General features: G+C 68.7%; 23 protein-coding genes. 19 read left to right on the plus strand and 4 right to left on the minus strand.

What is annotated here, in order from left to right:
- Window positions 1–40: 40 nt before the first annotated feature.
- The 14 genes from OE229_RS05575 to OE229_RS05640 all read left to right on the plus strand — a co-directional run bounded on the left by OE229_RS05575 (window position 41) and on the right by OE229_RS05640 (window position 15,341).
- Window positions 41–1,066, plus strand: a complete 1,026-nt coding sequence (locus OE229_RS05575; protein ID WP_262136861.1) for a glycosyltransferase family 4 protein — start codon at window positions 41–43, stop codon at window positions 1,064–1,066.
- 25 nt (window positions 1,067–1,091) lie between these two features.
- Entirely contained in the window at window positions 1,092–2,171 is a 1,080-nt protein-coding gene (locus OE229_RS05580; RefSeq protein WP_262136863.1) for a glycosyltransferase family 4 protein, read from the plus strand.
- Window positions 2,164–3,030, plus strand: a complete 867-nt coding sequence (locus OE229_RS05585; protein ID WP_262136865.1) for a glycosyltransferase family 2 protein — start codon at window positions 2,164–2,166, stop codon at window positions 3,028–3,030. Before OE229_RS05580 ends, OE229_RS05585 begins: the two co-directional genes overlap by 8 nt.
- The gene (locus tag OE229_RS05590; protein ID WP_262136866.1) at window positions 3,027–4,328 is read left to right on the plus strand and encodes an O-antigen ligase family protein; all 1,302 of its coding nucleotides are present in this window, start codon (window positions 3,027–3,029) and stop codon (window positions 4,326–4,328) included. The genes OE229_RS05585 and OE229_RS05590 overlap by 4 nt, the downstream gene beginning before the upstream one ends.
- A 50-nt stretch (window positions 4,329–4,378) precedes the next feature.
- Window positions 4,379–5,392 (plus strand): glycosyltransferase, encoded by a 1,014-nt coding sequence (locus OE229_RS05595; RefSeq protein ID WP_262136868.1) that lies wholly within the window; start codon window positions 4,379–4,381, stop codon window positions 5,390–5,392.
- A 239-nt stretch (window positions 5,393–5,631) separates the two neighbouring features.
- A complete protein-coding gene (locus OE229_RS05600) occupies window positions 5,632–5,958 on the plus strand; it encodes a DapH/DapD/GlmU-related protein (protein ID WP_317853265.1) in 327 nt (108 codons plus the stop codon).
- A 22-nt stretch (window positions 5,959–5,980) separates the two neighbouring features.
- Window positions 5,981–7,039 (plus strand): CgeB family protein, encoded by a 1,059-nt coding sequence (locus OE229_RS05605; protein ID WP_262136870.1) that lies wholly within the window; start codon window positions 5,981–5,983, stop codon window positions 7,037–7,039.
- A gap of 646 nt (window positions 7,040–7,685) precedes the next feature.
- Window positions 7,686–8,009, plus strand: coding sequence for a hypothetical protein (locus tag OE229_RS05610; protein ID WP_263345097.1), 324 nt, complete (start codon window positions 7,686–7,688; stop codon window positions 8,007–8,009).
- Window positions 8,006–9,460 (plus strand): oligosaccharide flippase family protein, encoded by a 1,455-nt coding sequence (locus OE229_RS05615; protein WP_262136873.1) that lies wholly within the window; start codon window positions 8,006–8,008, stop codon window positions 9,458–9,460. The genes OE229_RS05610 and OE229_RS05615 overlap by 4 nt, the downstream gene beginning before the upstream one ends.
- Before the next feature lie 136 nt (window positions 9,461–9,596).
- Window positions 9,597–10,520 (plus strand): beta-1,6-N-acetylglucosaminyltransferase, encoded by a 924-nt coding sequence (locus OE229_RS05620; protein WP_262136876.1) that lies wholly within the window; start codon window positions 9,597–9,599, stop codon window positions 10,518–10,520.
- A 21-nt stretch (window positions 10,521–10,541) separates the two neighbouring features.
- Window positions 10,542–11,570, plus strand: a complete 1,029-nt coding sequence (gmd, locus tag OE229_RS05625; RefSeq protein WP_262136877.1) for a GDP-mannose 4,6-dehydratase — start codon at window positions 10,542–10,544, stop codon at window positions 11,568–11,570.
- Window positions 11,570–12,541 carry a GDP-L-fucose synthase family protein gene (locus OE229_RS05630; protein ID WP_259580388.1) on the plus strand — a complete coding sequence of 324 codons (972 nt, stop codon included), beginning with the start codon at window positions 11,570–11,572 and terminating at the stop codon, window positions 12,539–12,541. Before gmd ends, OE229_RS05630 begins: the two co-directional genes overlap by 1 nt.
- A 35-nt stretch (window positions 12,542–12,576) precedes the next feature.
- Window positions 12,577–14,397, plus strand: a complete 1,821-nt coding sequence (locus OE229_RS05635; protein WP_262136878.1) for a DUF4012 domain-containing protein — start codon at window positions 12,577–12,579, stop codon at window positions 14,395–14,397.
- A 380-nt stretch (window positions 14,398–14,777) separates the two neighbouring features.
- Window positions 14,778–15,341, plus strand: a complete 564-nt coding sequence (locus OE229_RS05640) for a hypothetical protein (protein WP_259580390.1) — start codon at window positions 14,778–14,780, stop codon at window positions 15,339–15,341.
- Window positions 15,342–15,410: 69 nt separating this feature from the next.
- Here OE229_RS05640 and OE229_RS05645 read toward each other — a convergent pair whose 3' ends face one another.
- The gene (locus OE229_RS05645; protein ID WP_262136879.1) at window positions 15,411–15,875 is read right to left on the minus strand and encodes a VanZ family protein; all 465 of its coding nucleotides are present in this window, start codon (window positions 15,873–15,875) and stop codon (window positions 15,411–15,413) included.
- Between the two features lie 259 nt (window positions 15,876–16,134).
- On the opposite strand from OE229_RS05645, the gene OE229_RS05650 reads away from it, so the two are divergent.
- The 3 genes from OE229_RS05650 (at window position 16,135) to OE229_RS05660 (ending at window position 22,747) form a co-directional block, all read left to right on the plus strand.
- A complete protein-coding gene (locus OE229_RS05650) occupies window positions 16,135–16,464 on the plus strand; it encodes a hypothetical protein (protein ID WP_071248415.1) in 330 nt (109 codons plus the stop codon).
- Between the two features lie 101 nt (window positions 16,465–16,565).
- Window positions 16,566–16,895, plus strand: coding sequence for a hypothetical protein (locus OE229_RS05655; RefSeq protein ID WP_247737336.1), 330 nt, complete (start codon window positions 16,566–16,568; stop codon window positions 16,893–16,895).
- 281 nt (window positions 16,896–17,176) lie between these two features.
- Window positions 17,177–22,747, plus strand: coding sequence for a beta strand repeat-containing protein (locus OE229_RS05660; RefSeq protein ID WP_262136880.1), 5,571 nt, complete (start codon window positions 17,177–17,179; stop codon window positions 22,745–22,747).
- An 86-nt stretch (window positions 22,748–22,833) separates the two neighbouring features.
- Here OE229_RS05660 and OE229_RS05665 read toward each other — a convergent pair whose 3' ends face one another.
- The 3 genes from OE229_RS05665 to OE229_RS05675 form a co-directional block, all read right to left on the minus strand.
- Window positions 22,834–23,565, minus strand: a complete 732-nt coding sequence (locus OE229_RS05665) for an SOS response-associated peptidase (protein WP_111110077.1) — start codon at window positions 23,563–23,565, stop codon at window positions 22,834–22,836.
- Window positions 23,566–23,707: 142 nt separating this feature from the next.
- On the minus strand, window positions 23,708–24,337 hold the full coding sequence (locus tag OE229_RS05670; protein ID WP_262136883.1) for a hypothetical protein: 630 nt from the start codon (window positions 24,335–24,337) through the stop codon (window positions 23,708–23,710).
- A 3-nt stretch (window positions 24,338–24,340) separates the two neighbouring features.
- Complete coding sequence (locus OE229_RS05675; RefSeq protein ID WP_262136885.1) at window positions 24,341–25,027, minus strand: hypothetical protein; 687 nt, start codon at window positions 25,025–25,027, stop codon at window positions 24,341–24,343.
- A 237-nt stretch (window positions 25,028–25,264) separates the two neighbouring features.
- Here OE229_RS05675 and OE229_RS05680 point away from each other — a divergent pair, with 237 nt between their 5' ends.
- Both OE229_RS05680 and OE229_RS05685 read left to right on the plus strand, forming a co-directional pair.
- A complete protein-coding gene (locus OE229_RS05680) occupies window positions 25,265–25,690 on the plus strand; it encodes an organic hydroperoxide resistance protein (RefSeq protein WP_209133087.1) in 426 nt (141 codons plus the stop codon).
- Window positions 25,691–25,700: 10 nt separating this feature from the next.
- Complete coding sequence (locus OE229_RS05685) at window positions 25,701–26,087, plus strand: YchJ family protein (protein ID WP_214543859.1); 387 nt, start codon at window positions 25,701–25,703, stop codon at window positions 26,085–26,087.
- The last annotated feature ends 16 nt before the right edge of the window (window positions 26,088–26,103 follow it).

Consider the following 26,103-nt stretch of genomic DNA (forward strand, 5'->3'; position numbering starts at 1 on the left):
GATCAGTCAGCTTCCTCCACCGGTGCACGGATCAACCATCATGACGAGGACGTTCCTGGAAGCACTTCACCATGCCGGTCTGCGGGCGGTCCTCGTGGATCGGCGTTTCAGCAAGTCAGTCGACGAGATCGGCGGGATGAGCCTCAGGAAGGTCCTCAGCGCTTTCTCGCTCCTGTTCCGACTCGGGAACGCACTCCGACGCAACAGAGGTGCGGCGGTGGTGTTCTTCACCACCAACCGGCCGCCATCGTTCTGGGTCGACGTGATGATGAGTGCAACACTCCAGGTGCTACGCCGTCCCTACATCGCGTACGTGCACACGTCGGGGTACCAGGAACTCGCCGATCGGGGCGCAGGGCAACGCCGCGGGGTCGCTCTCCTCCTCGGCGGTGCTGTGTCCGTGGTCGTCCTCGGAGAGTCGATGGTCGCAGACGTATCGCGGTTCAACGACTCGATCCGCACGGTCCCCAACGCCGTGCCGGAGCGGGAGCGGAACGCCACACCCGTGGCCGACGCACCGTCAATCGTCTTCCTGTCGAACCTCATCCCCGGCAAGGGCGCGGAGGACTTCATGCGCATCGCGAACCGATGCCTGAACAGCACACCGGCATCGCGCGCGGTCGTGATCGGGCGTGCTTCGTCGGACGAGTACCTCGACGGTCTCCGCGCGCTCCTCGACCCGCACGTTCGCGATCGAGTGAACTTCACGGGTGCTCTGTTCGACGAGGACCGTGACGATGTGCTCTCGACAGCAGCCGTGCTCGTGTTTCCCAGCACCTACCGCTACGAGGCACAACCGTTGACCGTGTTGGAAGCGATGCGGTTGGGTGTTCCGGTCGTCGCCTACGACGTCGGAGGCCTCCGCGATGTCATCGAAGATGGCGAGAACGGATTCCTCGTCGGTTTGGGTGACTGGGAGGCGGCGTCCGAACGGTGTCGGGAGCTCCTGTCGTCACAGCGTGATCGCGAACGCCTCGCAGCCGGAGCCCTCGCAACCTCGCGTGAGCGCTTCGGACTCGCCCAGTACAGCGCCGCTTGGATCGCGCTCCTCGAGCGAGGAGTGTGACGTGGCGGGTCGACGATTCGCGATCGTGCAGGAGTACGTTCCGGCTTACCGTGCGCCGCTCTTCGACAGGTTGGCGGAGGTGCTGGCTGCGGAGGGCGATGAGCTCACCGTCTTCGCGGGAGAACCAGCTGGCACTCTCGCACAACGACGAGACGGCGTTCGCAACCGCCCGTGGTTGCGAAAGATCCGGCAGCGAGAGCTGAGGTTGCTCGGCAAGCGACTGACCATCCGCGCTCTGCCTCGCGACGTCTGGCGAGCGGACCTCATCGTCGTGGAGCAGGCCCGACGGAATCTCGATGTCCCACTGTTGCTCCTCTGGCCCCGCACCGCGCGGAAGACAGCGCTTTGGGGTCACGGTGCTGACGTGGTGAAGGTGCCGTCCCGCTTCGAACGCCTGTACAGCCGCCTGATCACGCGGAAGGCCGCCTGGTTCTTTGCGTACACACCTTCCGGTGCCGAGTGGGCAGCCGAGATCGGTAGGGATCCACGGCGTACCACGACCCTGTACAACAGCATCGACGTGGGGCAGCTGCAGGAGGACCTCCGATCCGTCCACACGGCGACGTCGGCGCACCAGGTGTGCTTCATCGGCGGCCTCGACGCCAGCAAGAAGATATCCGAACTGATCGCGATCGGAGAGGGCGTACACCGTGCGGATCCTGCCTTCCGCCTGGCGGTTGGGGGCGACGGACGGCTTCGAGGTGTGGTCCAGTCCGCCGCTGACCGACTTCCGTGGCTCGACTATCGTGGCCCCGTGTCAGGACGCGCGAAAGCGTCGATGCTCCGCGAAAGCGAGTTGCTCCTGCTTCCAGGTCGAGTCGGCTTGACAGCCATCGACAGCCTTGCAGCAGGCCGGCCGATCGTCACACTCGCCTCCTCCCTGCACGGGCCGGAGTTCGGGTACCTCGAACCCGGCAGGACCTGCGTTGTGTCCGATGGTGTCGACGCCGCCGCCCACTCTGTCGTGATGCTCCTTCGCGATCGGCAGGCGCTTGCGACGATGCAAGACAGCTGCCGCCAGGCATCTCAGAAGTACTCCATCGAGAACATGGCGCAGTATTTCCACGGCGGTCTGAAGGAAGCGATCAGGGACGACGATGAGTAAGTTGCACGTGATCGTGGCCAGCCACAACCGCGCTGAGACCACCTGGAACGCGTTGCAGTCCCTCCACGAGGCAGCCTCCGGTGCGGGTGTCGAGTACGACGTGACGTTGTTCGACGACGGTTCGTCAGACGACACCATCGAGCAAGCCACCGCCGCCGTGGATGAGCTGACGGTGCTCCAAGGTGACGGTTCCGCTTTCTGGGCGCTGTCCATGGCCACTGCTGAAGCAGCAGTGCTGGCACGCGATGACGTGCGGGACGACGACTGGTTGCTCTGGTTCAACGACGATGTCCAGCTCGAGCGCTCGGGGCTCCGGGCATTGTTCGAAGCGGCATCTCGCCTGCCGGGGGGCATCCTCATCGGGAGCACCGTCGACGCAGTTTCGGGCGAGCTGACGTACGGAGGTCTCCGGCGCGCGGGAATCCACCCGCTCTCCTTCGATCTCGTCGAGCCGTCAGAACTCGTCGAGGAAGCGAAGCGAGTCGACGCGTTCAACGGCAACGTCGTGCTCCTACCGGTCCATGTCGCTCGGGCAGTCGGATCGATCGACGGAGGATTCAGTCACGCCTACGCGGATGTGGATTACGGGATGCGGGCGACCTCGACAGGCGTGCCGATCTGGGTGACCGGGGGCACGGTCGGTTACTGCAGCCGGAACCCGACCGTCTCGCATCGATCACTGATCACCGCCTGGCGCTCGTTCATCAGTCAAAAAGGGGCGGGCAATCCGCGCTCGCTGCGGCGTTACCTGCGCCGGCATAGTGCACGGTCGTGGTGGTTCTTCTACACAGCGTCCTACGCGCTCTGGTGGATTCGGGCCCTCCGTCGGACATTGCGCGTCGGAGGGGTGAACCGATGACGACCTTGCTCTTCCTCGTCGTGGCGATCATCTTCATGGTCCTCGCCATCGGGCTGGTGCGGATGCAGCCGCGCGTCGTCTACTGGGTCGCGTCCTTGTACGCAGTGACGGCATGGGAGTACCCGAACTTCGGAACGATCGGCACCTTCGGTGGCACGACCATCACCCTCGGCGACGGGCTTGCAGTGAGCCTGATCGTCGCGGGACTCCTGGACGCTCGGGCGGTGGTCCGGCGTTTCCCACCTGTTGCTGTCATCGCTGGTGCGGTGCTCGTCGCACTGCTAGCGATCTCGCTCGTTCAGGGGATCGCGACCTTCGGCCTCGGCGTCGCCGTGAACGAAGCACGTGGCTTCTTGTACGTCCTCGGCATCTTGTTCTGGGCGGTGACGCGTCCGTGGCCTCGATCGGAGGTCGTCTACGCGGAGAAGTTCCTCGTCATCGTGCAAGGTGTCGGACTGTGCGTCGTGGGCCTGTACCACGTCGCGCGGTACGGGTTGGGCGGGACCGCAGACTTCGTTCTCGTCAGCGGAGAACTCAGCCAGACGGGCCGGCCGCTGGTCTCGGGCCAAGCCCTGCTCCTCACGCTCTGTGCGGTTCTTGCTCTGCGGCTCTGGCAGCGCAATGCGCAAACGCGCTGGGTCTGGTTGTTCGGCTTGTTCATGGTGTTCGTGATCGTCAGTCAGCAGCGGACTGTCTGGTTGACAGCCCTCGCAGTCGCAATCGTCCTCCTGGTCCGTGGACCTCGTGCGCTTCGCCAGAAGCTCGTGCTGCTCTTCGGGGCGCTCCTGGTCGGGGGCGTCCTGGTGTCGGCGGTTCAGTCGTCGACGAGCAGCATCGTGGCTGAGTTCGCCGGCTCAGCATCGAACACCGGGACGTATTCCGCGCGACTCACGAGCTGGATCGGTCTCATTGTGCAATCGGTGGGCGAGGGTGTGCTGACTGTCTTGTTCGGAGCACCCTTCGGTCACGGTTTCGGCAGGTTCGAGGGCGTCGGCCGGTGGGTGGTCTTCGCCCCACACAATTGGTACGTCACCGTGTACCTGCGAGAGGGGCTGATCGGGCTCGGCGCGATGTTGGTCATTTTTCTGCCCCGGTTCTTCGCTGGGTTCAGGGCCAACCGTGACGTGTTCCTGACCGCCGTGCTCGTGTGCTTCCTCGTCTACGGATGGACGTACTCGTGGCAGTGGTGGACGTGTCTGCCCCTCGCGCTGGCATTCCTCGATCGAGACTTCCCCGAGGCAATCTCCACACAGATCCCCGCGCTGCCCGGCTCCCGGCGGATTGAGGTGCACCGGTGAAGCCCGGGATTCGGGTCTTGCACGTCCTCGGGGAACTGAAACCGAGTGGCATGGAACGGATGCTCGTCTCCGGAGCACAGGAGTTCCAAGCGGCGGGCGTTGACGGTCATGTCCTCGGCGTGGGCCAGCAGCACCCGTTCGAGGGCGCGATCCGGGACGCTGGCTACTCGGTGACCACCACCAACCGCGCGTTGCACACGGCCGCTGGGCGCGAGGTACTGCGGCGGCTCCTCGTCGAGGCCGAACCGGATGTCGTGCACATCCACACCGAGGGCCGGTACTTGCAGACAGTGCTCGCTTTCCGGAGGTTGGATCGGAGACTGCCCGTTGTGAGGACCATCCACAACGTGTTCGACGCGCGCGGTCGATGGTTTGTACGTCGTGCCGTGCAGGCGCTCGTCGCTGACCGGTTGGTCAGCGCTCTGATCGCTCCGAGCCCTGACGTGGCGGGAAATGAGATGCGCTTCGGCCGTCGCCCCCAGGTGATCTACAACTGGGTGGAGGACCGGTTCTTCGATCTGGCGAGGCAGCGTGCCGAAGCGGTGGTGGCGCCCTCGGCCCCGATCGTCATCGTCGGGAACTGCTCGAGCATCAAGAACCACGAAGTGGTGCTCGAGGCAGCCCTCCTCGGGAACCTCCGCGTCGCCCACGTCGGCTCCGAAGTCGACGCCGGGTCCGTCGAAGGGGAACTCCTCGAACGACTCGAGCGAGCAGGACTCCTCGCCGCTCGTGGGGTTGGTGATCCGGGAGCAGCGCTCGTCGCTGGGCGTGTGTTCGCGATGCCCAGCCGTCACGAAGGCATGCCTGTTGCGCTTGCTGAAGCGTTGGTCGTCGGCCTGCCCGCGATCGTTTCGGACGTTCCGGGGCTGCGGTGGGCCCTGGGGCAGAGTGGTGTCGTCGCACTTGCCGAACGAGAACCGGCGAAGTGGAGCGAACGTCTCCGAGCAGGAGCCTTGGCGAGTGGCGCTCCGACGATCGACTTCCATGCCGCCAGGGGAGTCGCCGAGTACACGGCGGTGTACCGAGCCACCACCATCAGACGACGAAGAAGGGCTGCCACGTGATCCGAGGAGTGCTGACACGCATCCGGCGGCGGCGGTGGTTCCGGGCGCTGCCGACGACCGTGTCGTGCGAGCGCGGCCTGCGCTACGGCGCACGCGTTCGTCTCTGGGCGCCGACGTCGCTGACCATTGGCTCAGATGTCCATCTCGGGTCCGACGTCCGTATCGAAGTCGACGGCAGCATCGGCGACGCGGTCCTCATCGCCAATCGGGCGGCCATCATCGGGCGACGTGATCACGACATGACCGTCGTGGGTGTCCCCATCACCGCGAGTCCTTGGGTGGGTGATACTCCGATGCTCAGCGCCGTCACGACGATCGGAAGTGACGTCTGGATCGGGTTCGGAGCGATCATCTTGTCCGGCGTCACGGTCGGGGACAGCTCCGTCATCGCGGCCGGCGCAGTCGTCACGCAGGACGTCGAGGCGAACACGGTCGTCGCCGGCAACCCGGCGAAGGTCCTCAGGCCTCGCTTCCGCGAAGGAGAACTGAGCGCGCACTGGGATGCCTTGCGGCGACGGGGTGTCCGGCTCGCCACTGACAAGGCGGCAGGTGCACCCGATGTCTGAATCGTCGCCACGGATCTTCTACGTGCCGAACGAGTTCGGCGGTTTCCGCCAGCTCGGCTTCCGTGATCCGCTGGAAGCGCTGGTCCGGGCCGGTCGCGTCGCTTCACTGGCGACCTTCAGCGTCCTGGACGCGATCCGGAACGGTGGAGATGCCGAGCGTCACCGTGAGGAGCTCGTGCGACGGGTGTCGGAGTTCCGCCCGGACATCCTGCTCATGCAGCACCTCGGACACACCGGGCTGCGTCGGCAGCACTTCGCGGCCCTGCGCGCAGCCTGTCCCGGTGATTTCATCTACCACGAGGCTGATCCGTACTCGAGGTACCTCCATCCGATCCCTCCCGAAGCGAAGGCTGCAGGCAGGGCCGCGGACGTCGTCTTCACCGTGGGGAGCAGCGGGTTCAGCGAGAACTTCCGCAGGGCGGGGAGCGCGGACGTCCGCTGGATCCCTTCGGCCTACGAACCGACGAGGAGCGCCAACTTCGACCGACCGATCCGGAAGGACCGCCCGTACGACGTCGTCATCGTCGCCAACCGGAATCGTCCTCGGCTCCGAGGTCTGCCGGACTGGCGGGAACGCATTCGATTCGTCGGGTTGATGCAGCAGCATTTCGGAGACCGGCTCGCTGTCTTCGGGAGAGGCTGGGACGGAACGACGGCCAAGGGGCCCGTGCCCTTCGAAGCGCAAGACGAGGCCATCACCTCAGGCTGGGTCAGCGCCAACTGGGACCACTTCGCGGGCGAAGCGTCCTACTTCTCGAACAGGTTGCCCATCTCGTTGGCTGCAGGGTCGATCCATGCGACGACCGAACACCCCGGGTACGACGATGTCTTCCCCGCGAGCAGCAGCCGGTTCCTGTTGCGCGGACGGACGCCGGAGGCCCTCATCGATTCCATCGAGCAGGTGCTGGCCGAGACCACCACGAACGACCGCCTCGACGCGATCGCCGCGGGCCGTAGCTTCGCTGACGAGTACCTTCGGCAGGACGATCTCATGGTCCAGATGCTGAACTGGCGCACCCGCTGGATCGACCCAGCGGACGCCCGCGCAGTCTGGCGACGGACGACGGGAGGACGGCCGTGAGGATCGGACCGATCAGTACGTTCCCCTTGCGTGCTTCGCTTCGGATCGAGCGGGGTAAGAACGCCAAGGACCTCCGCAGGAAGAGCGATGGCCGAACTGCGCCCGGGGACTGGACACCTCCGCGAAACTTGCTGGGACTCCGCGTGCGCATCGATCCGTACCCCGATCTCGGCCATCAGCTGTCGACGTGGATCGCGGGTTACCTCTGGTCCGCCGATCTCGGGGTGCCGTACCTCGGTGGGAAAGTGACGAAGGACACGAAGGGGCTCTTCGACCTGGCGCAGCTGACTGCTGCCACACCGTCCGGGCACGTGCTGGAGCATCGCCTCGCCGCGACTGGGTTCGAGACCGACGATTGGTCGCTCCGCGCTCTCCAAGAATCGACGAGTCGTGCAGCGCCTCGTTCGAGCCGTCCGTGGATCGGGCGCCTGGCCTTGGACCAGCGTCGCTGGGACCAAACGCCGGCTGCAGAACCGCTCCGACGCGCAGTCCTCGGAGGTACCTCGGCGACCAGCTCCGGAGCCTCGAGTCGAACGCGGACTACATCGCTGTCCACGCTCGGCGCGGCGACATTGGTCCCCAGTCACATCCGGACCGCTGGATCGGTGTCGACTACTACCAAGGTCTGATCAACGAGATCAGGGGCGTGCCAGCACTCAGCCGCATGCCGATCAGGCTCTTCACGTCAGGAGATGCTGCCGACCTGCGCGACCTGGAGCGCGTCGGAGTGTCGATCAGTGACGGAGGCCAGCGCGATCAGGACTTCATCGAGATTGCGGCAGCTCGGGTGGTCGTAGCGGCCCCGAGTTCCTTCGGGTTCCTCGCCGCGCTCGTGTCGAGGGCACCCGTCATCGCCCGGACCCCCTGGTGGCACCATGTGCCCGACTCCGGCCGCTGGATTGCCTACCAGGCTGACAAGGGCCTCGACACCACTCGTCTTGGCCGTCTGGTCGCGGGTGCCCCTTCGTGACGTCGAACGGGCGACGCCTCCTTGCGGGGGCGTCATGGGTCTACGGGCTGCAACTCCTCACCGTCGTCGTGCAACTCGGCTACGCGGCCCTCACGTCGAGGCTCGCTGCTCCGGGCGTCTTCGGTGCGTACAGCGTCGCGCTCTCCATCGCGGCGCTCGTCAACCTCCTGGGGTCCGGTGGACTGTCGCAGACGGCCGCGCGCGCGCCTGATGCGGAACGTTCATCGACGCGGCCCCTCGCGACATATGCGCTGCTCCTCGGAGTAGCGGCTGCCCTCTTCACCTTGGTCACAGCCGATTTATGGAGCGCATTCTGGGGTGCTCCGCAGGCAGCCGGTGCTGTCCGCCTCCTCGCCATGAGCGCGCTGGTGATGCCGTTCCTCAGCCTGAGCACGGGCCTCCTGCGCCGCCGAGGCGCTTTCCGTGAGATGGCGATCGCCACCTTCTGTTCCAACGTCGTCGGAATGGTCGCGGGAGCCGGAGCCGTGCTCCTCTTCCGAAGCCCGGAATCGCTCGCCGCGTCCGCAATCATCGGACAGTGGGGCACGCTGCTCTGGGCGGTTACTCGGCTCCGCGGCGCTCTGCTTCCAGGGCGGCTCACCCTCCGATCGGACAATGTTCGGTTCAGCACCAAGCTCGTCGCGGTATCTGTCTTCCAGTACATCTCCGGCAACGCTCCGCGGTGGAGCGTCAGCCAGTTCGTCGGAGCCGGCGTGCTCGGGGCGTGGAACCGGGCAGATGTCCTGTCAACGGTCCCGTTCTCGCAGCTGCAGAACGCGCTGATGCAGGTGATCTACCCGGAATTCCGTCGCTACGAGGTCGGCACGTTGAATGCGAAAGCCGTGTGGCTGGACATGCTGAGCCTCGTCGCATGGCTCACCCTTCCACTCGGCGCCGTCATCGCCGGAGTAGGACCGGAAATCATCTACGTCGCGCTCGGGCCGGGGTGGGAACTCGCAGGCGAAATCCTGCCGCTGCTCGCGGTGCTGGGAGCCGTGCAACCGTTGATGATCCTCCTCGCCGGTGCCCTCGAGTCCGCGGCGCTGTTCAAAGCGATCTGGCTGTCCGAAGCCGTCGCCTTCGTCACCAGTGCTGTCGGCGTCGCGATGGTCGTGGTCCATCAGCAGTACGTCTTCGCCCTCCTAGCACTCATCGCGGCGATGATCGGTCGGCACGTGGTCCACATCATCCAGGCGCACCGTGTCCGAGCGCTCGGCCTTCGGCAACTCGCGCTCGGGTACGCACAGCCAGCGGGATTCGCCCTGGTTCTGTACGGCTCACTCATGGTGCTGTTCCACGACTTCGGTGTCGGCCCCGCCCGCGTGGCAGTGGGACTCATCGGCCTTGCTGCCCTCGCCGTGTGGGTGGGCGTGACGCGTCGATCCTTCCCGCCGATGGAGATCCTCCATCGCCGGCGGATTCTCCGTCGTCGCGGCGAAGGTGCGCCATGAGACTCAGAACCTCCGCTGGACGCAAAGGAGTTCGGTCCGGCGGACTTCGCTGACGCTCGTACGGTAGATTCAGCCGATCAGGGGGCCGGGAGGTCGGATGTTCCGGCCGATCCCTCTCGATCACGAAGGGGCGGCTGTGAAACCGATCTTCCTCGTCTACACGTTCCAGGATGCGGAACACCTCCGAGAACTCGTCGAAGCGCTGTCACCGTACGAAGTGATCGTGCACGTTGACGCGAAGGTCGATCTGTCCCCGTTCGCGGTCGCCGTCGAGGACTGTGCCAACGTCCGAATGGTGAGGGACAGGGTGCAGGTCAACTGGGGTGGCTACTCGCAGGTGCGTGCGATCCGAGCCCTCGTTCGGCACGGACTCGAGTTCGCGGACGACGACGACTACCTCGTCCTGCTCTCCGGGTCTGACTACCCACTCCGTGCCGTCGATCACTTGATCGCTCACCTGGAGGAGCACCAGGGTCGGCAGTTCCTCCGCGCTTTCGAAATCTCGGCGAGTGAAGAGAAGTACCGGCGTCAAGTCGACCGGCATCACCATCGTGACATGCGTTTCTTGTCGACCCGGACCGGTAACAAAGCTCTCCGAAAACTCCGTAACGGGATCATCCGGCTCATCGACGGCCCCTTGAGTGTGAAGCGATCTCCGGCTCCTCCGGGCGGGCTGCGCGTCGGTCACGGCGGTACTCACTTCGCCGTGACGGCATCGTGTCTCCGCGAGATGGAAGCCCTGGTAACGCCGGAAATCGAGCGCTACTTCGCGGCAATATTCTGCCCGGAGGAGAAGTTCTACCAGTCCTTGGTCATGCGGACCAGCTTCGCCTCGGCGACGCCCGCAGGCGGTTTCGAGGATTACGTGGGCCCGGGGAACTGGCGATACGCCAACCTGCACCTGATCGACCCGACTCTCATCCGGGTGTTCACCGAAGAGGATTGGCCGGAAGTGGCGGCTTCCGACGCCTTCTTCATCCGGAAGATCGTGACCGGACCGAGCACCGGTCTCCGCACCAAGATCAAGACCGAGCGGCTGACGGCCGCGCGCTCCAACTAACGACGTGAGGACGGGAAACAGTTGCCCAAGAAGGCCTTGATCACAGGCATCACCGGACAGGACGGCTCGTACCTGGCCGAGCTGCTGCTGCGGAAGGGGTACGAGGTGCACGGGCTCATCCGTCGTGCGTCCACGTTCAACACCTCGCGGATCGACCACCTGTACGTGGACCCGCACAACCCGGACGCCAGGCTGTTCCTGCACTACGGGGATCTTGGTGACGGCGCGCGGCTCGTCAGCCTGCTCAGCGAGCTGAAGCCCGACGAGGTCTACAACCTCGCCGCGCAGTCACACGTGCGGGTGTCGTTCGACGAACCGGAACACACCGGCGACGTGACGGGTGTGGGCACGATGCGCATGCTCGAGGCGGTCCGTGTGTCCGGTATCCACACGCGCTTCTACCAGGCGTCCTCCTCCGAGATGTTCGGCGCAACTCCGCCGCCGCAGAACGAGGAGACGCCGTTCTGGCCCCGTTCTCCCTACGGCGCCGCGAAGGTCTACAGCTACTGGGTGACCCGGAACTACCGCGAGGCGTACGGGATGTTCGCCGTGAACGGGATCCTGTTCAACCACGAGTCGCCGCGTCGCGGTGAGACGTTCGTCACCCGGAAGATCACCCGCGCAGTCGCTCGGATCAAGGCCGGCCTGGAGGACCACGTGTACCTCGGCAACCTCGACTCCGTCCGCGACTGGGGGTACGCCGCCGAGTACGTCGAGGGCATGTGGCGGATGCTGCAGGCCGACGAACCGGACGACTTCGTGCTCGCGACCGGTGGTGACTTCACGGTCAAGGACTTCCTGACCACGGCGTTCTCGCACGCTGGGTTGAACTGGGAAGACCACGTGCGGTTCGACGAGCGGTACCTGCGACCGAGCGAGGTGGACGCCCTCGTCGGTGACGCTTCGAAGGCCAAGGAGAAGCTCGGTTGGGAGGCGACCGTCGACACCGCCGAGCTGGCGAGGATCATGGTCGACGCCGACATCTCCGCCCTCGAGCACGAGGGCCGTCCCTGGATCGACACCGTCCGTCTCGAGAGCTGGGGTTCCTGATGACCACGACCGACTTCACCCCCGGTCCGATCGATCGAGCCGACCGCGTCTACGTCGCGGGACACCGCGGCCTGGTGGGTTCGGCGGTCTGGCGCAAGCTCGAGTCGGAGGGCTTCACCGACGTGGTCGGACGGACCTCGTCCGAGCTCGACCTGAAGGACCGCGGCGCGGTCTTCGCCTTCTTCGCAGACCAACAGCCGAAGCACGTCGTGCTCGCCGCCGCCAAGGTGGGCGGGATCATGGCGAACAACACCTACCCGCACGACTTCCTCAGCGAGAACCTGCAGATCCAGGTCAACGTGATGGACGCCGCGGTGGAGCACGGTGTCGAACGGCTCGTGTTCCTCGGCTCGTCCTGCATCTACCCGAAGATGGCCGAGCAGCCCATCCACGAGGACGCACTGCTCACGGGCCACCTCGAGCCGACGAACGACGCCTACGCCATCGCCAAGATCGCCGGCATCCTGCAGGTGCAGGCCGTCCGTCGACAGTTCGGCCGTCCGTGGATCTCGGCCATGCCGACCAACCTCTACGGCCCGGGCGACAACTTCTCGCCGACCGGCTCCCATGTCCTGCCGGCGCTCATCCGCCGGTACGACGAAGCCGCTCGCAGCGGTGCATCGACAGTCGAGAACTGGGGGACCGGGTCGCCCCGTCGTGAGTTCCTGCACGTCGACGACATGGCGGCTGCGGTGTTCCACCTGATGGAGCGCTACGACGGCCCTGACCAGGTCAACGTCGGTACCGGGTCGGACGTCACGATCAGGGAGATCGCGGAGACGATCGGCAAGATCGTCGGGTTCGAGGGTGAGACGGTCTGGGACACGACGAAGCCGGACGGGACCCCGCAGAAGCTGCTCGACGTGTCGAAGCTGGCGGACGCCGGATGGACGGCGCAGATCGGCCTCGAGGACGGGCTCCGCAGCACCATCGACTGGTACCGCGAACACGCGGATTCCGTCCGTCAGTGACGGGTGTGGGACGGACGGAACCGTAGGATCGCCTCATGTCCGACGCGCCCGAGTCGCGACGCACTGCAGTACGCCGGGGGTCCAGGGCCCGGATCGTCCTGTGGGTCGTCCTCGCCCTTGTCCTGCTGCTGATCCTCGCCGTCGCCTGGGTCGGTGTCCGCGGCATGCTCGCGAAGGGGCACCTGGAGCGGGCCGTCGGGGACGTGGACACCCTCCGGTCCCAGCTCAGCGGCGGTGACACCACCGGCGCCCAGAAGACGGCGCGTCACCTCGAGGACGAAGCAGCGTCGGCTCGGTCACTGACCGGCGATCCCGTCTGGGGCGCTGCGCAGTCCGTGCCGTTCTTCGGGACCAACCTGCGGGCCGTGCGGGACGTCTCGGTGATCGTCGACGACGTCGCCAGCGACGCCGTCAGTCCCGTCGCCGGCGTCATCGACGGCCTCGGGTCGGACTCGTTCGCACCGAAGAACGGCAGGATCGACCTCCAACCGATCGAGGACGCGCAGCCGGCGGTCGCCGAGGCCACGAAGACGCTCCAGCAGGCACGCGCCGACGCGGCACGGATCGACACCAGTGGGACGCTGTCGCCGGTCACCACCGCCGTGGGGCAGCTGCGGAACGCGTTGTCCTCCGCGTCCGACCAGGCGGTCGCGGCGAACCGCATCGTGCAGCTCGCGCCGGCGATGCTCGGGCACGACGGGGACCGGAACTACCTGCTGCTGTTCCAGAACAACGCCGAGTTGCGCGCGGGCGGGGGCATCCCCGGTGCAGTGGCGCTCCTGCAGGCGAAGGACGGAGCAATCAGCCTAGGGAGCCAAGCGTCCGGGTCGTCCTTCGGACCGTACGACAAGCCGGTGCTTCCGCTGACCGACGACACGCGTGGGCTCTACGGAGACATCACCGGCGAGTACATGCAGGACGTCACCCTCACACCGCGATTCGACGTGTCGGCGAAGCTGGCTCGCGAGATGTGGAAGCAGAGATCCGGGCAGCAGGTCGACGGCGTGCTCGCCATGGACCCCGTGACCTTGAGCTACCTGCTCAGGGCCACGGGTCCCGTGCAGCTGCCGACCGGCGACACCCTGACGTCCGAGAACGCGGTCAAGCTGCTCTTGAGCGACGTGTACGTGAAGTACCCCGACCCGGTCGTGCAGGACGCGTTCTTCGCGTCCGCCGCCAGCGCGGTGTTCGACAAGGTCGCGTCGGGCGGGTTCGACACGAAGGCGTTCGTGTCTGCGCTGACCCAGAGCGCTGACGAGGGCCGCCTTCGGCTCTGGAGCGCCGAGAAGGCCGAGCAGCGCCGCATCAGTGGGACTCCGGTCGCCGGCGAGCTGCCGACGGCAACCGCCGACTCGAGCCAGTTCGCCGTCTACCTGAACGACGGCACCGGGGCGAAGATGGACTACTACCTCGACAAGAGCGTCTCCGTCGGCAGCTCGGTGTGCCGGAAGGACGGCCGCCCGACGTCGGTCGTCGAGATCACCCTGAAGAACACGGCACCGGCCGACGCCGCGACGAGCTTGCCGCGGTACGTCACCGGGGGCGGGGACTTCGGCGTGGAGCCGGGCAGGATCAAGACCCTGCTCGCGGCGTACGCACCCGAGGACGCGATCTTCCTCGGTGCCACCAAGGACGGCAAGACGACGGCCGTGCAGACGGCAACCGACGGCGGGCACCCCGTGGCCCAGCTGCAGACCCTGCTCGCCCCCGGCGAGAGCCTGACCTACCGTGTCGCCTTCCTGGGTGAAGCGAAGTACGCGAAGGCAGCGGTGCAGGCGACCTCGACCCCTGGCGTCCGGCAGGCCGAGGCGAAGCCTCTGACGTTCGATTGCGAGCGGCCACTCGCCGCTGGCTGAGGTCGGAAGCTCCGCAAAGCGAACCAGAAGAATGCCCCCACTCCGAGGGGCAGTAGACGAACCTGTCCGGGGCCAAAGCCTCTTGAGCCGCCGCACAGTGTGCGGCACGCACACTCCTGAGCGGCTCTCATCTGGGGTTTCTCTCGCGAGCAGCTACGGCGTGTCCGCGACGGGACACATCGACTCGCCGAGAGAACGGGTGAACACACGTCGACCAATGACCAAAATCCACGTGATCTGGTACCAAGCTGGGAAACTCCGCTAGATTGAGACAACTTCGCCATCACAACCGCCATTTCCATGGCTGGGGTCAACCACCGGCGGATCAGCGGGCTCTGGGTGTCAGGGTCTGGATCATCAGATCTTTAGGGGAACCATTCATGAAGAAGCTCATCGCAGCGGTGGTGCTGGCTGGCGCCGCACTGCTCGCCACGCCGGCCGTCGCCAACGCCGCCGGCTACACGCCTGACTCCGACGTCTCCGTCTCCGGCTCCGCCGTCGCCGGTGGCACCGCTTCGGTGAACTTCACCGAGGGCGCGTTCCAGGACAACGAGACCGTCAACGTCCAGGTCACCGGTGCCGGTGCGGTCACGCTCGGCGCGCTGCCGACCACGACCGTCTCGAAGACCTACACGGCCGCTTCGGATGGTTCGCTCGACGTCAACGTCACGTTCCCCCAGGGCGCCTCGGGCACCTACAACCTGACCGCCACCGGCGCCACCTCGGGCGTCGTCGGCTTCGCGGCCTTCACCGTCGCTCCGGCTGACGCTGCTGCTGTCCCCGCCGCTGGCGCGGGCGCCGGCACCGGCACCGACGGCACGCTGGCCTTCACGGGTTCGACCGTCTCCGCCCTGGCCCTCTGGGTCGCCGGCGGCGCAGTCGTCCTCGGTGGTGGCCTCCTGCTGGTCCGCGGCTCGGTCCGTCGCCAGCGCGAGTCCGTCTGAGTGTCGACACACTGAACGAAGCCCCCGGAGCATCTGCTCCGGGGGCTTCTTCGTGTCTGGAGATCGTCCTCAGCGTCGTCGGGCCGCCCGGCTGAGCAGCAGCACACCCACAACCGCGCCCAGGAGCGCCCCCACGCCGTTCGCGACGACGTCGTCGATGGTCGCGGTGCGGGCGGGCAGGAACAGCGCCTGACCGGTCTCGATGCACGCGCTGACGACGAGCCCCGCGGCGATGGCGGCCCACCACCACCGAGCCCCGGCGAGCAGCACCACGAGCAGGCCGAGCGGCACGAAGTAGACCACGTTCGCCAGGGACTCCACGGTGGCGTAGTCGATGCGCTCCGGCAGGCCGTGACGGTGCGCGGCTGCGAGGGCACGGGTGAGCCACGGGGCCCCTGCAGCGTCGACGGGGGAGCCCCAGAACCCGACGAGCGCCAGGGCGACGCCGTAGGCGATCGCCAGCCCCGTCGCGAACCGACGGCTGCGCCAGGTGGCCGGGGCGCGGTCGTCGACGCGGGGCTTGTCGGAGGTCACGTGCCGACGCTAGCGAGTCGCGCCTCCAGGCGGGTGTCCGAACCATCTCGTCCCCCGAACGCGGCGATCCGGAAAACGAGTACCCCGATCCTGGCGCTGTACCCCGGAAGTGCGACGCACCTGCCCGGAAATCCGGGGCTGCCCGACGGATGGCATTGACGAAACCCGTGAATCGACGGGCCTGGCTGGCGATCCCCTCGGTACTTCTCGTAGCGTTCTGGTGTCAGCAGATGTACCCCGGATCGTGAAGGAGAGCGACATGAGCATCACCGTGAACAACGCGACGCAGGCCGAGGTCACCCTCGACACCGACACCGTGGACACCATCGCGATCCTCGAGGCCGATGCAGCGCTCTCCTCGCGCCCCAAGCGCGCCAAGGTCACCTGGGTGCAGGAAGACCAGGGCGAGTGGATCGCCGGTTACGGCGGGTACTTCGGCGGCAGCGTCGACAAGCGCGACGACCGGTACGTGGCCTCCGACACCTTCGGGCTCGTCGTGGGCGAGTTCTCGTCCCTCGAAGAGGCGCAGACCAAGCTCGAGGACCAGCTGCACGTCATGCTCCCGCCGGTCATCCGGCCGGTCGAGTGACGACAGCGGACACCAGCTCCACCGGCGTCGACCGCGACGCCCGCACCACCCGGAACCACCGGCACCACCCAGCACGCAGCACCGCACGAAGGAGCAGGACCATGAGCACGACCGTCGCCCACCGCCAGCAGGCCGAGGTGACCCTGGACACCCAGACGATCGAGGTCATCGCCGAGATCGAGGCCCAGGTCGTGGCTCCCGTGCAGGCGGCCCCCGTCCGCATCTCGTGGGCCCAGGCCGACACGGGCCTGTGGGTCGCGAACTACGGCGGCTACTACGGCGGCACCGTCGACCGTCAGGGCACCCACTTCTTCGTCGCCGACACCTTCGGTGAGTACGTCGGGGACTTCCGCTCCCTCGATGAGGCGAAGGCGCGCCTGGCCGAGCGCCTGCACGTGCTGCTGCCGGACGTGATCCGTCCGACCGTGTGATCGGCTGCTGATCGCTCGCTGATCCTCGAACCCCCGCCGGCCTGCCGGCGGGGGTTCTTCCGTGTGCCCGGGGCGCGCACGGGTCGCGACGGCGGGCCGTCGAGTGCCGTGGCGTGCCGGGCTGCCGCGTGACCCCTGAACGAGTGGTCCCCCCTATTGGGGACCCGTACTGTCCCCATCCGAACACGAGGAACTGCCAGGATCAACCTGGCGCCAACGACCGTTCTCCCTGATCCTCCGGTCGGTCTCGGTGCCCGCATCGTCTCGACCCGAAAGTGATCATGCAGCGTACGAACCCGGGCACCGCTGTGCCCACCGACGGTCCGGACCGTCCCGTCGGCACCCGTGCCACCCGCCGACCCGGCCTGCGCGCCGTCGCCGTGCTCGGCGCGGCGCTCCTGGTGGGCACCGGGCTGACCGCCACATCAGCGGTCGTCGCGGCCGCGCCGGCCTCGGCCGTCAGCGCCACGAAGGACGGCGCCATGGTCTGCACCCCGCAGGAGACGCTGTACGCGATCGACGGCACCGGCAAGGTCGTCGCGGTCGACATCAGCACCGGGGCCTCACGGGGCACGACCGCCGACGTCACGAACCTCGGTACCGGCGCGAACAACGGTCTCGGCATCTCGCGCGAGGGCGTCTCGATGTTCGCGGCGTCGAACAACCAGACGGCGACCCTGCGGCAGTTCGACCCGAAGACCGGTGTCGCGTCCGACCCGGTCGCGACGGACAAGACGCGCACCGTCATCCGGGGCGCGGTCAACCCGGTGACGGGGATCTACTACTACGGCGACAACGCCGGGTGGCTCGGTGCGTACGACCCGTCGACGGGCAAGTACCTCGGCCAGGTCGGTCAGATCAACGGGCTCACGAAGCGCAACGCTGCGGACACCGCGAACGCCAACGGTGACTTCGCGTTCAGCTCGCGCGGCCTGTTCTTCGTCGTCGCGGCGAACAAGGTCTACCGCGTCAACGTCGACCAGGTGCCGGCGACCGCGGGCACCACGGCGATGAGCACCACCGAGATCGCGACCCTGCCGGCGAGCACGAACAGCCCCGGCATCGCGTTCTCGTCGGACGGCTACCTCTACGTCTCCAACACCGTGACGACCAACAGCGTCGCGACGACCACGATCTACCAGCTCGACCCGACCTCGGGCAAGGAGGTCCGCAGCTTCCCCATCGTCGGCAACTACGCCGCGAGTGACCTGGCGAGTTGCAACTACGCCGACACCGTCACGGGTGCGGCGAGCGTCGACCAGCGCTGGGGCAGCGGCGACCAGTTCACCCTGGCCATCAGCGGCGGCGGCATCGACCCGGCGACCGCGGGCGTCTCCGGTACCACGACCGGCTCCGCCACGGGCGTGCAGGCGCAGAAGGCCGGCGCCGTCCTGACGACGCCGAACAAGGACTACACGGTCGAGCAGACCGCCGCGGGCACCACCGACCTGGCGAACTACGACACCACGTGGAAGGCGGTCGACCAGACGACGGGCACGACCGTCGCCAGCGGCACCGGCACCACGGGGACCTTCACCTTCCCGGCAGCCACCACCGCGGACGGCACGGACGTCCTGGTCACCTTCGCGAACACGCTGAAGGCCACGCACGTCACCACCAGCAGCGACACCGCCACGACCCCCACCGGCACGGCGCTGTCGGTGCCGGCTGCCTCGGGTGTGCTCGCGAACGACCGCGGCACCGGCCTGTCCGTGGTCTCGAACACCACGCCGGCGCACGGCACCGCCACGGTCGCCGCCGACGGCTCGTACACGTACACCCCGGCCAGCGGGTTCTCGGGCTCGGACACGTTCCAGTACACGGCGAAGGACTCGTCGGCCCAGACCTCGACCAGCACCGTGACCGTCACCGTCGCACCGAAGGGCTCCGACGACGCGTACAGCGTGCACGCGGGCAAAGTGCTGAAGGTGAACGCCGCGGACGGCGTCCTGGCGAACGACCGCGGGTCGGACCTGACCCTCACCGGCCACGGCCAGCCGTCCCACGGCCTGGTGAAGGTCGCCGCCGACGGGTCGTTCTCGTACGGTGCCGAGAAGGGGTACTCCGGCCCGGACTCGTTCACGTACACGGCGAAGGACGGCTCCGGCGCGACCGTCACCGCGACCGTGCGGCTCACCGTGCTGCCCACCGCGTCGGCCGATGCCGTCACCGCGACGGCCGGGTCGACGACGACCGGCAACCTGCTGGCGAACGACCTGGGCACCGGCCTGACGGTCACGGGCAACAGCACCCCAGCACACGGCTCGGCGACGGTGCGACCTGACGGCTCGTACTCGTACACGCCCGCCGCCGGGTTCTCCGGCACCGACTCCTTCACGTACACCGTGACCGACGGCAGCGGCGGGACCGACACCGTCACGGTCACCGTGCAGGTCGCCCCGGCCGCACAGGACGACACGGTCAAGGTCGCCGCGGGCGGCACGGCCACCGCCGGCACCCGCGCGACCGGCGTGCTCGGCAACGACTCCGGCACCGGGCTCACGGTGGCGTCGAACACGTCCCCCTCGCACGGCGCGCTGACGCTCGACCAGGCCACCGGCACGTTCACGTACACGCCGACCGAGGGGTACTCCGGCCCCGACGCGTTCACGTACACGGCGGTCGACCGCTCCGGTTCGCCGAGCACCGCGACCGTCTCGATCACGGTCAACCCGACCATCGGCGCCGACTCCGCGTCGACGGACGCCGGCACCCCGGTGACGATCGACGTGCAGGTCAACGACCGTGGTTCGGACCTCGAGACCACGATCGTCACCGGCCCGTCCCACGGCACGGCCGTCGTCGCAGCGGACGGCTCGGTCGAGTACACGCCGACCGCCGGCACGTCCGGCAGCGACTCGTTCACCTACACGGTGACCGACGGCAGCGGTGTCACCACCGGTGCGGCGACCGTCACGATCACCGTGCGGCCCGTCGCGACGGCCGACACGGTGTCGTCCCGGTCCGACGAGGCGCTGACGATCGACGCCGCCGCCCTGACCGGCAACGACCGGGGCACGGGGCTGACCGTGACCGACGTGACCGCAGGCGGGGCCGGCAACGGCACCGGCACCGGCGAGACCGGCGCCACCCGCGGCACGGTCACCCTCGACCGTGCCGCCGGCCGCGTCGTCTACACCCCGGCCGACGGCTTCTCGGGCACGGACACCTTCACCTACACGGTGACCGACACCGCCGGCAGCTCCACCACCGGCACGGTCACGGTCGTCGTCGGCCCCCGCGCCACGGCCGACACCGCCACCGCCACGGCCGGCTCGACGCTGACCGTCGCGAAGGGGGACGGCGTGCTCGCGAACGACCGGGGCACCGGCCTGACCGCGGTCGTCGACCAGCAGCCCGCACACGGCACGGTCGAGCTCGCGGCGAACGGCTCGTACACGTACACGCCGAAGGACGGCTTCTCGGGGACGGACACCTTCACCTACACGGTGACGGACCCCGCCGGCCGCACCACCACCGGCACCGTGACGGTCACGGTCCGTCCCGGCACGGAGCCCGACACCGTCACCGTCGCGGCGGGTGGCAGCACCACGGTCACCTCTGGCGCCCTGACGGCCAACGACCACGGCACCGGCCTGACCGTCGTGTCCGTCACCGACGGGAAGAACGGCACCGCGACCCGCAACGGCGACGGCACGGTCACGTACACGCCGAAGGACGGCTTCTCCGGCACGGACACCGTCACCTACACGGTGACGGACCCGTCGGGTGCCACGAACACCGGCACCGTGACGGTCACCGTCACCCCGGTCGCCGGCGGTGGGTCGACCTCGGCCGAGGCCGACGCCACCACCACCGTGCCGGCCGGCACCGGCCTGCTCGACGGTGCGAAGGGCACCGACCTGGCGGTCACCGACCACACGAAGCCCTCGCACGGCGAGGTCACGGTCGACGAGGACGGCTCGTACACGTACAAGCCCGAGCCGGGCTACTCCGGCCCGGACGGGTTCGACTACACGGTCACCGACGGCTCCGGCGGGACGACCACGGGCACCGTGACGATCGTCGTCGCCCCGAAGGCCGCCGCGGACACCGCGACGACGAGCGCCGCGACCCCGGTCGACGTCGCCGTCACCGGCAACGACTCGGGCACGGCGCTCGCCGTCACCGCGGTGTCGAAGCCCGGCCACGGCACCGCCACGACCACCGGCAGCACGACGGCCGGAGCCAGCTCGGTCACGTACACGCCCGCCGACGGGTTCTCCGGCACGGACACGTTCACCTACACGGTGACCGACCCGACTGGTGGCACCGCGACGGCGACGGTCACCGTGACCGTCACGCCGACCGCGGTCGCCGACGCCCTGCGCACCGCGGCGAACACCGCGCTGCCGATCAGCGGCGCGACCCTGACCGGCAACGACCGCGGCGCCGGCCTCACCGTCACCGCGCACGGCCGCGCCGAGCACGGCACCGTGACCGAGGGCACCGAGCCCGGCTCACTCGTCTACACCCCGGCCAAGGGCTTCTCCGGCGCGGACACGTTCGAGTACACGGTGACCGACGGCGCCGGACGGACGTCGACCGCGACGGTCACGGTCGTCGTCGGCGTCGCCGCGGTCGACCACTGGCACACCATGTCGACCAACCGCAGCATGCGCATGGCCGCCGACAGGGGCGTGCTGGTCGGTGACTCCGGTCGCGGGCTCTGGGCCGCCATGGAGACGAAGCCGTTCAACGGAACGCTCTCGCTCGAGAAGGACGGCTCGTACGTCTACACGCCCACGGCGAACTGGTCCGGTCGTGACTGGTTCACCTACTCGGCCAACGACGCCGACGGCACCGCGGCGTTCGCGCGCGTCGTCATCGACGTTGCTCCGGCGGCGAAGGACGACAAGGTCACGACCACGGCCGGCAAGACGGTCCGGGTCGCCGGCCACGGCGTGCTCGGCAACGACCACGGTGACGCCCTGACGGTCGTCGCGGTGGGGCACGCCCGTCACGGCACGGCCTCGATCGCCGCCGACGGAACGTTCGTCTACACCCCGGCGAAGGGCTTCTCGGGCACCGACACCGTCACGTACCGTGCGCAGGACTCGATGGAGCAGCAGGTCGACGCCACCGTCACGATCACGGTCGGCATCGCCGCGGCGGACGACTCCGGGCACACCGTGTCCGGCACGCCCGTGGCCCGTGACGCCCGCCACGGCCTGCTCGCCGACGACCAGGGCACCGGCCTCACCGCCGCCCCGGGCCGGAAGCCCGCCCACGGCACCGTGACGATCCAGCGGAACGGCGCGTACGTCTACACCCCGGCCGCCGGCTTCACCGGCACGGACACCTTCACCTACACGGTGACGGACGCCTCGGGGCAGACGGCCACCGCCACCGCGACCATGACCGTGGTCGCCGCGGCGGTCGCCACCGACGACTCCGCCACCGGGATCGTCGGACACCGGGTCGTCGTGGATCCGCTCGACAACGACTCCGCCACCGGCGGCGCCAGGTTCGAGCCGGGCACGCTGCACCTGCTCGACCCGGAGTCCGGCACGCCGACCGACCGCGTGGTCGCCGCCGACCAGGGCACGTGGACCGTCCGCGACGGCCGGGTCGTCTTCACCCCTCGGGACGGTTTCGCTGGAACCGCCTTCGTCGGTTACGCGGTCACCGACAGCGCGGGACAGACGGTCACCGCGACCGTCACGGTCACGTTCCCGACCGGGCTCGCCGCGATCGTCCACGGCACCGAGCTCGCCTTCACGGGCGTGACCGGGCTGGTGGGCCTCGGGCTCGCGGCGCTCGCGCTCGTGCTGGCGGGCGTGCTCCTGGTGACCCGACGACGGATCGCGGTCCGCGTCGTGCCGGGCATCCGCCGCAGCGCACGTCCGTAACAGGGCACCGGACTGGAGGCCCGGATCACCGCAGCAGACCCGCTGCGGTGATCCGGGCCTCCCGTCTGCGCGCGGGGCGCGACCGCCTACGCGACGGGCGCGATGAGCTGCGGTCCGTCGTTCCGCACGCTGTTCACCGTGCGGGAGACCTCGTACTGCTCGAGCCCCGCGGCCACCGTCAGCGACTCGTGGTCGAGCAGGGCCAGCAGGTCGTCGGCGTGCAAGTCGCCACCGAGCCAGTCGTCGTAGCCGTCGGGTGTCAGGAACGCCGGCATGCGGTCGTGGACCTCGCCCGGGGCGACGTGGGCGTCACGGGTGATGATCGCGAGCGACAGCCGCCACTTGTCCGGGTCGCCCTCGGGCTTCGTGGGGTCGGGCCAGGCGCTCACGACGCCGGCCATCGCCAGGGCGCCGCCGGGTTCGTGCACGAAGTGGGGTTCCTTGCCGTCCTCGCGCACCACCCACTCGTAGTACCCCTGTGCCGGGACGATGCAGCGGTTCGTGGCGAAGGCGCGCTTGAACATGCCGCTCGTCGCGACCGTCTCGATGCGGGCGTTGATCGGCTTCGGCCGCTGCTTCTGGAAGTCCTTCGCCCAGCTCGGCACGAAGCCCCAGCTGATCTGCGGCAGCTCCCGTTCACCGTGCCGCTGGCGGACGGCGTACACGGGGTCGGTCGGGGCGACGTTCCAGCTCGGGGCGAGGCCGGGGTGCACCTCGCCGGTGTCCTCGTCGACGTGCTCGGTCCGGGCGGCGAGCTCGCCCATGAGCTCGGGCAACAGATCGGCCGTGGTGTCGGAGACGACGAACCTTCCACACATGCGCCCAGTGTGCCCGTCGCCGCCGACAGTGGTGCGGGTGCGGGAGCCGATGCGGGTGCCGGTGCGGGTGCGGCTCGGGTTCGTCGGTTCGCCGAGTGAGCAGAAGACGTCGAGTGCGACCGCGCGTCCCGACGTCTTCTGCTCACTCGATGGGGCGAGCGGACGTCCCGGGTGCGGGCTCGAGGGACTCGGCGGACAGGCGGGCGCGTTCGGAGCGGCCGAGGCGGACGACGTACTCCGACAGCCCGACCGTGTACGCCGCGAACCAGAGCACGTGGAACCAGCTGGCGGGCCCGAGGACGAACGCCCCGAGGACGGCGACGAGACCCGAACCGAGCAACGGTGCCGTCCGGGCGAGCGTACCGATCAGCCCCCGCCGCAGCAGGACGGCGTCGGCGCGGACGATCTCGCGGTGTTCCGGCAGGACCGGCACCGGCCGACGCTGCACGTACAGCTGCGTGGCACCCCGCGCGGCGAGTTGCCACGAGGGCCGCACCTGCCGACCGTTGATCGTGGTCGAGGGGTCCGGCGGCTGCCACGTCGGGATGCACGCGAAGGTGAGCAGTCCGACGCCGAGCGCCAGCAGCACCATCGCGACCGCGCTGCGGACCGGGGCGGTCCCCGTCCAGTCGACCCGGGCCTCCAGGACGGCCATGCCGACCAGCGCGACGACCGCCGCGGACCCGGACCACCGGGCAGCGCGACGGACGCGTGCCGGATCCAGCACGTCCGTGACGTGGCGGCGGAAGACCTGCCAGCCGAGCGTGAACACGGGTCACTCCTCCGGCAGGGCGAGCTTGCTGCCGCTCCGTGCGCCGGGACGGCCGCGGGGTGGCAGGGGCGGGGGAACCGGCGGGAGCGCTTCGGCCTCGACGCGGAGCTGCTCCTGGCGGCCGAGGGTGCGCAGGCCACCGATCGCGGTGACGGCGCCGGTCAGGGGCACGACGATCCAGAAGGCGGACAGCCCGACGAGCCCGTCGCTGGCCGGCACGGTGGCGACGTTGACCACCACGGTCGCGACGAGCGCCAGGGCCCAACCGCCGAGCAGCAGGAAGCCCCGGAACGCGTTGCGGACGATCAGGTCGCGGGTCTCGGGCATGCGGTCGAGGACGGCGTCACGGTGTTCCGGGTCGACCGGCGGCGGATTGCGGCGGTAGTACCGGGCGACGGCCTCCTGTGTGCGCCATCCGATGCCGGGGATCGGCGGGGCCGCCCACCCCTTCGGGCCGATCGGGACGAAGCACGAAACGATGCCGCCGACGCCGGTTGCGAACAGCGCCGATGCGACCAGCCACACCGCGAGGGGGACCGAACCGTCGTCGACGAGCAGCGCGACCGCCTGGAACACGACGAAGGCGACCACTGCGACGACGGCGGCGACGACCACGACACGACGGCGGTACCGCGGCCCGATGAGTGCGGGGAACCGCTCCCGGAACACCTGCCAGCCGATCTTGAACACCCATCATGTCTACCCGGTGGGGGTGCAGGGCGCCCGGACGCTCGCGTTCGTGAGCAGGAGATGTCGGGTGTGGGCGGGGGACTCGACACCTTCTGCTCACTCGATGCATCGCGCATCGCGCGCCGGCCCCGCAGCCCCCACCCGGACACGCCCGAGCGTTCCCGCCCGGAGCCGCCGCACCCGCGACGTGGTGCTGCCGCTCAGGGTTCGCCCAGGCGAGCACGGTGGCCTCGGAGCATGAGTCTCGACATCGTCTACACCGCCGCTGCCCACGCCACCGGGGGCGGCCGCGACGGGCACGTCCGCAGCGAGGACGACCGGCTCGACCTCGACACCCGCCCGCCCAAGGAGATGGGCGGCAGCGGCGAGGGCACGAACCCCGAGCAGCTCTTCGCCGCCGGGTACGCCGCGTGCTTCCTCGGTGCCCTGCACGCCGCCGGCAAGGAGCTCGAGGTGGACACCACCGGCGCCGAGGTCTCCGCCGAGGTCGGCATCGGCGGCGCCGGCAACGGCGCCTTCGGCCTCGCCGTCGAGCTCGACGTCTACGCCCCGAACGCCCCGCAGGAGCAGCGGCAGCGCCTGGCCGAGCGTGCACACGAGATCTGCCCGTACTCGAACGCCACCCGCGGCAACATCACCGTGACCCTGTCCATCGTCGACTAGCGTTCGGCCGGTGGTCACCGACGCGACGCGCTGCCCCTGCCTGAGCGGCAACCCCTACGGGGAGTGCTGCGGCCCCCTGCACGCCGGGGCCGTGGCACCGACCGCGGAACGGCTCATGCGCTCCCGCTTCAGCGCCTTCGCGCTGGGCCTGCCGGAGTACCTGCTGCTCACCTGGCACCCGCGCACCCGGCCGGCCGGGCTCGAGTTGGACCCGTCCCAGCGCTGGACCCGTCTGGACGTGCTGGCGACCACCTCGGGAGGCCCGTTCGACTCCCACGGCACCGTCACGTTCCGCGCGTGGTGGCGTTCCGACGACGAGCGCGGCACGCTCGAGGAGACGAGCGACTTCGTGCGCGAACAGGGACGATGGTTCTACGTGGACGGCGTGGTCGCCTGACGGACGTCGTCGACGT

It is taken from the genome of Curtobacterium poinsettiae (genome assembly GCF_025677645.1).
In the GTDB taxonomy this organism is placed as follows: domain Bacteria; phylum Actinomycetota; class Actinomycetes; order Actinomycetales; family Microbacteriaceae; genus Curtobacterium; species Curtobacterium poinsettiae_A.

Bases quoted from the DNA above. Each gene is read 5' to 3' on its own strand.
- OE229_RS05635 (WP_262136878.1), top strand. From the start codon at position 12,577: ATGTCCGACGCGCCCGAGTCGCGACGCACTGCAGTACGCCGGGGGTCC.
- OE229_RS05650 (WP_071248415.1), top strand. From the start codon at position 16,135: ATGAGCATCACCGTGAACAACGCGACGCAGGCCGAGGTCACCCTCGAC.
- OE229_RS05590 (WP_262136866.1), top strand. From the start codon at position 3,027: ATGACGACCTTGCTCTTCCTCGTCGTGGCGATCATCTTCATGGTCCTC.
- OE229_RS05600 (WP_317853265.1), top strand. From the start codon at position 5,632: ATGACCGTCGTGGGTGTCCCCATCACCGCGAGTCCTTGGGTGGGTGAT.
- OE229_RS05630 (WP_259580388.1), top strand. From the start codon at position 11,570: ATGACCACGACCGACTTCACCCCCGGTCCGATCGATCGAGCCGACCGC.
- OE229_RS05665 (WP_111110077.1), bottom strand. From the start codon at position 23,565: ATGTGTGGAAGGTTCGTCGTCTCCGACACCACGGCCGATCTGTTGCCC.
- OE229_RS05595 (WP_262136868.1), top strand. From the start codon at position 4,379: ATGGAACGGATGCTCGTCTCCGGAGCACAGGAGTTCCAAGCGGCGGGC.
- OE229_RS05575 (WP_262136861.1), top strand. From the start codon at position 41: ATGACGAGGACGTTCCTGGAAGCACTTCACCATGCCGGTCTGCGGGCG.
- OE229_RS05640 (WP_259580390.1), top strand. From the start codon at position 14,778: ATGAAGAAGCTCATCGCAGCGGTGGTGCTGGCTGGCGCCGCACTGCTC.
- OE229_RS05655 (WP_247737336.1), top strand. From the start codon at position 16,566: ATGAGCACGACCGTCGCCCACCGCCAGCAGGCCGAGGTGACCCTGGAC.
- OE229_RS05680 (WP_209133087.1), top strand. From the start codon at position 25,265: ATGAGTCTCGACATCGTCTACACCGCCGCTGCCCACGCCACCGGGGGC.
- OE229_RS05660 (WP_262136880.1), top strand. From the start codon at position 17,177: ATGCAGCGTACGAACCCGGGCACCGCTGTGCCCACCGACGGTCCGGAC.
- OE229_RS05585 (WP_262136865.1), top strand. From the start codon at position 2,164: ATGAGTAAGTTGCACGTGATCGTGGCCAGCCACAACCGCGCTGAGACC.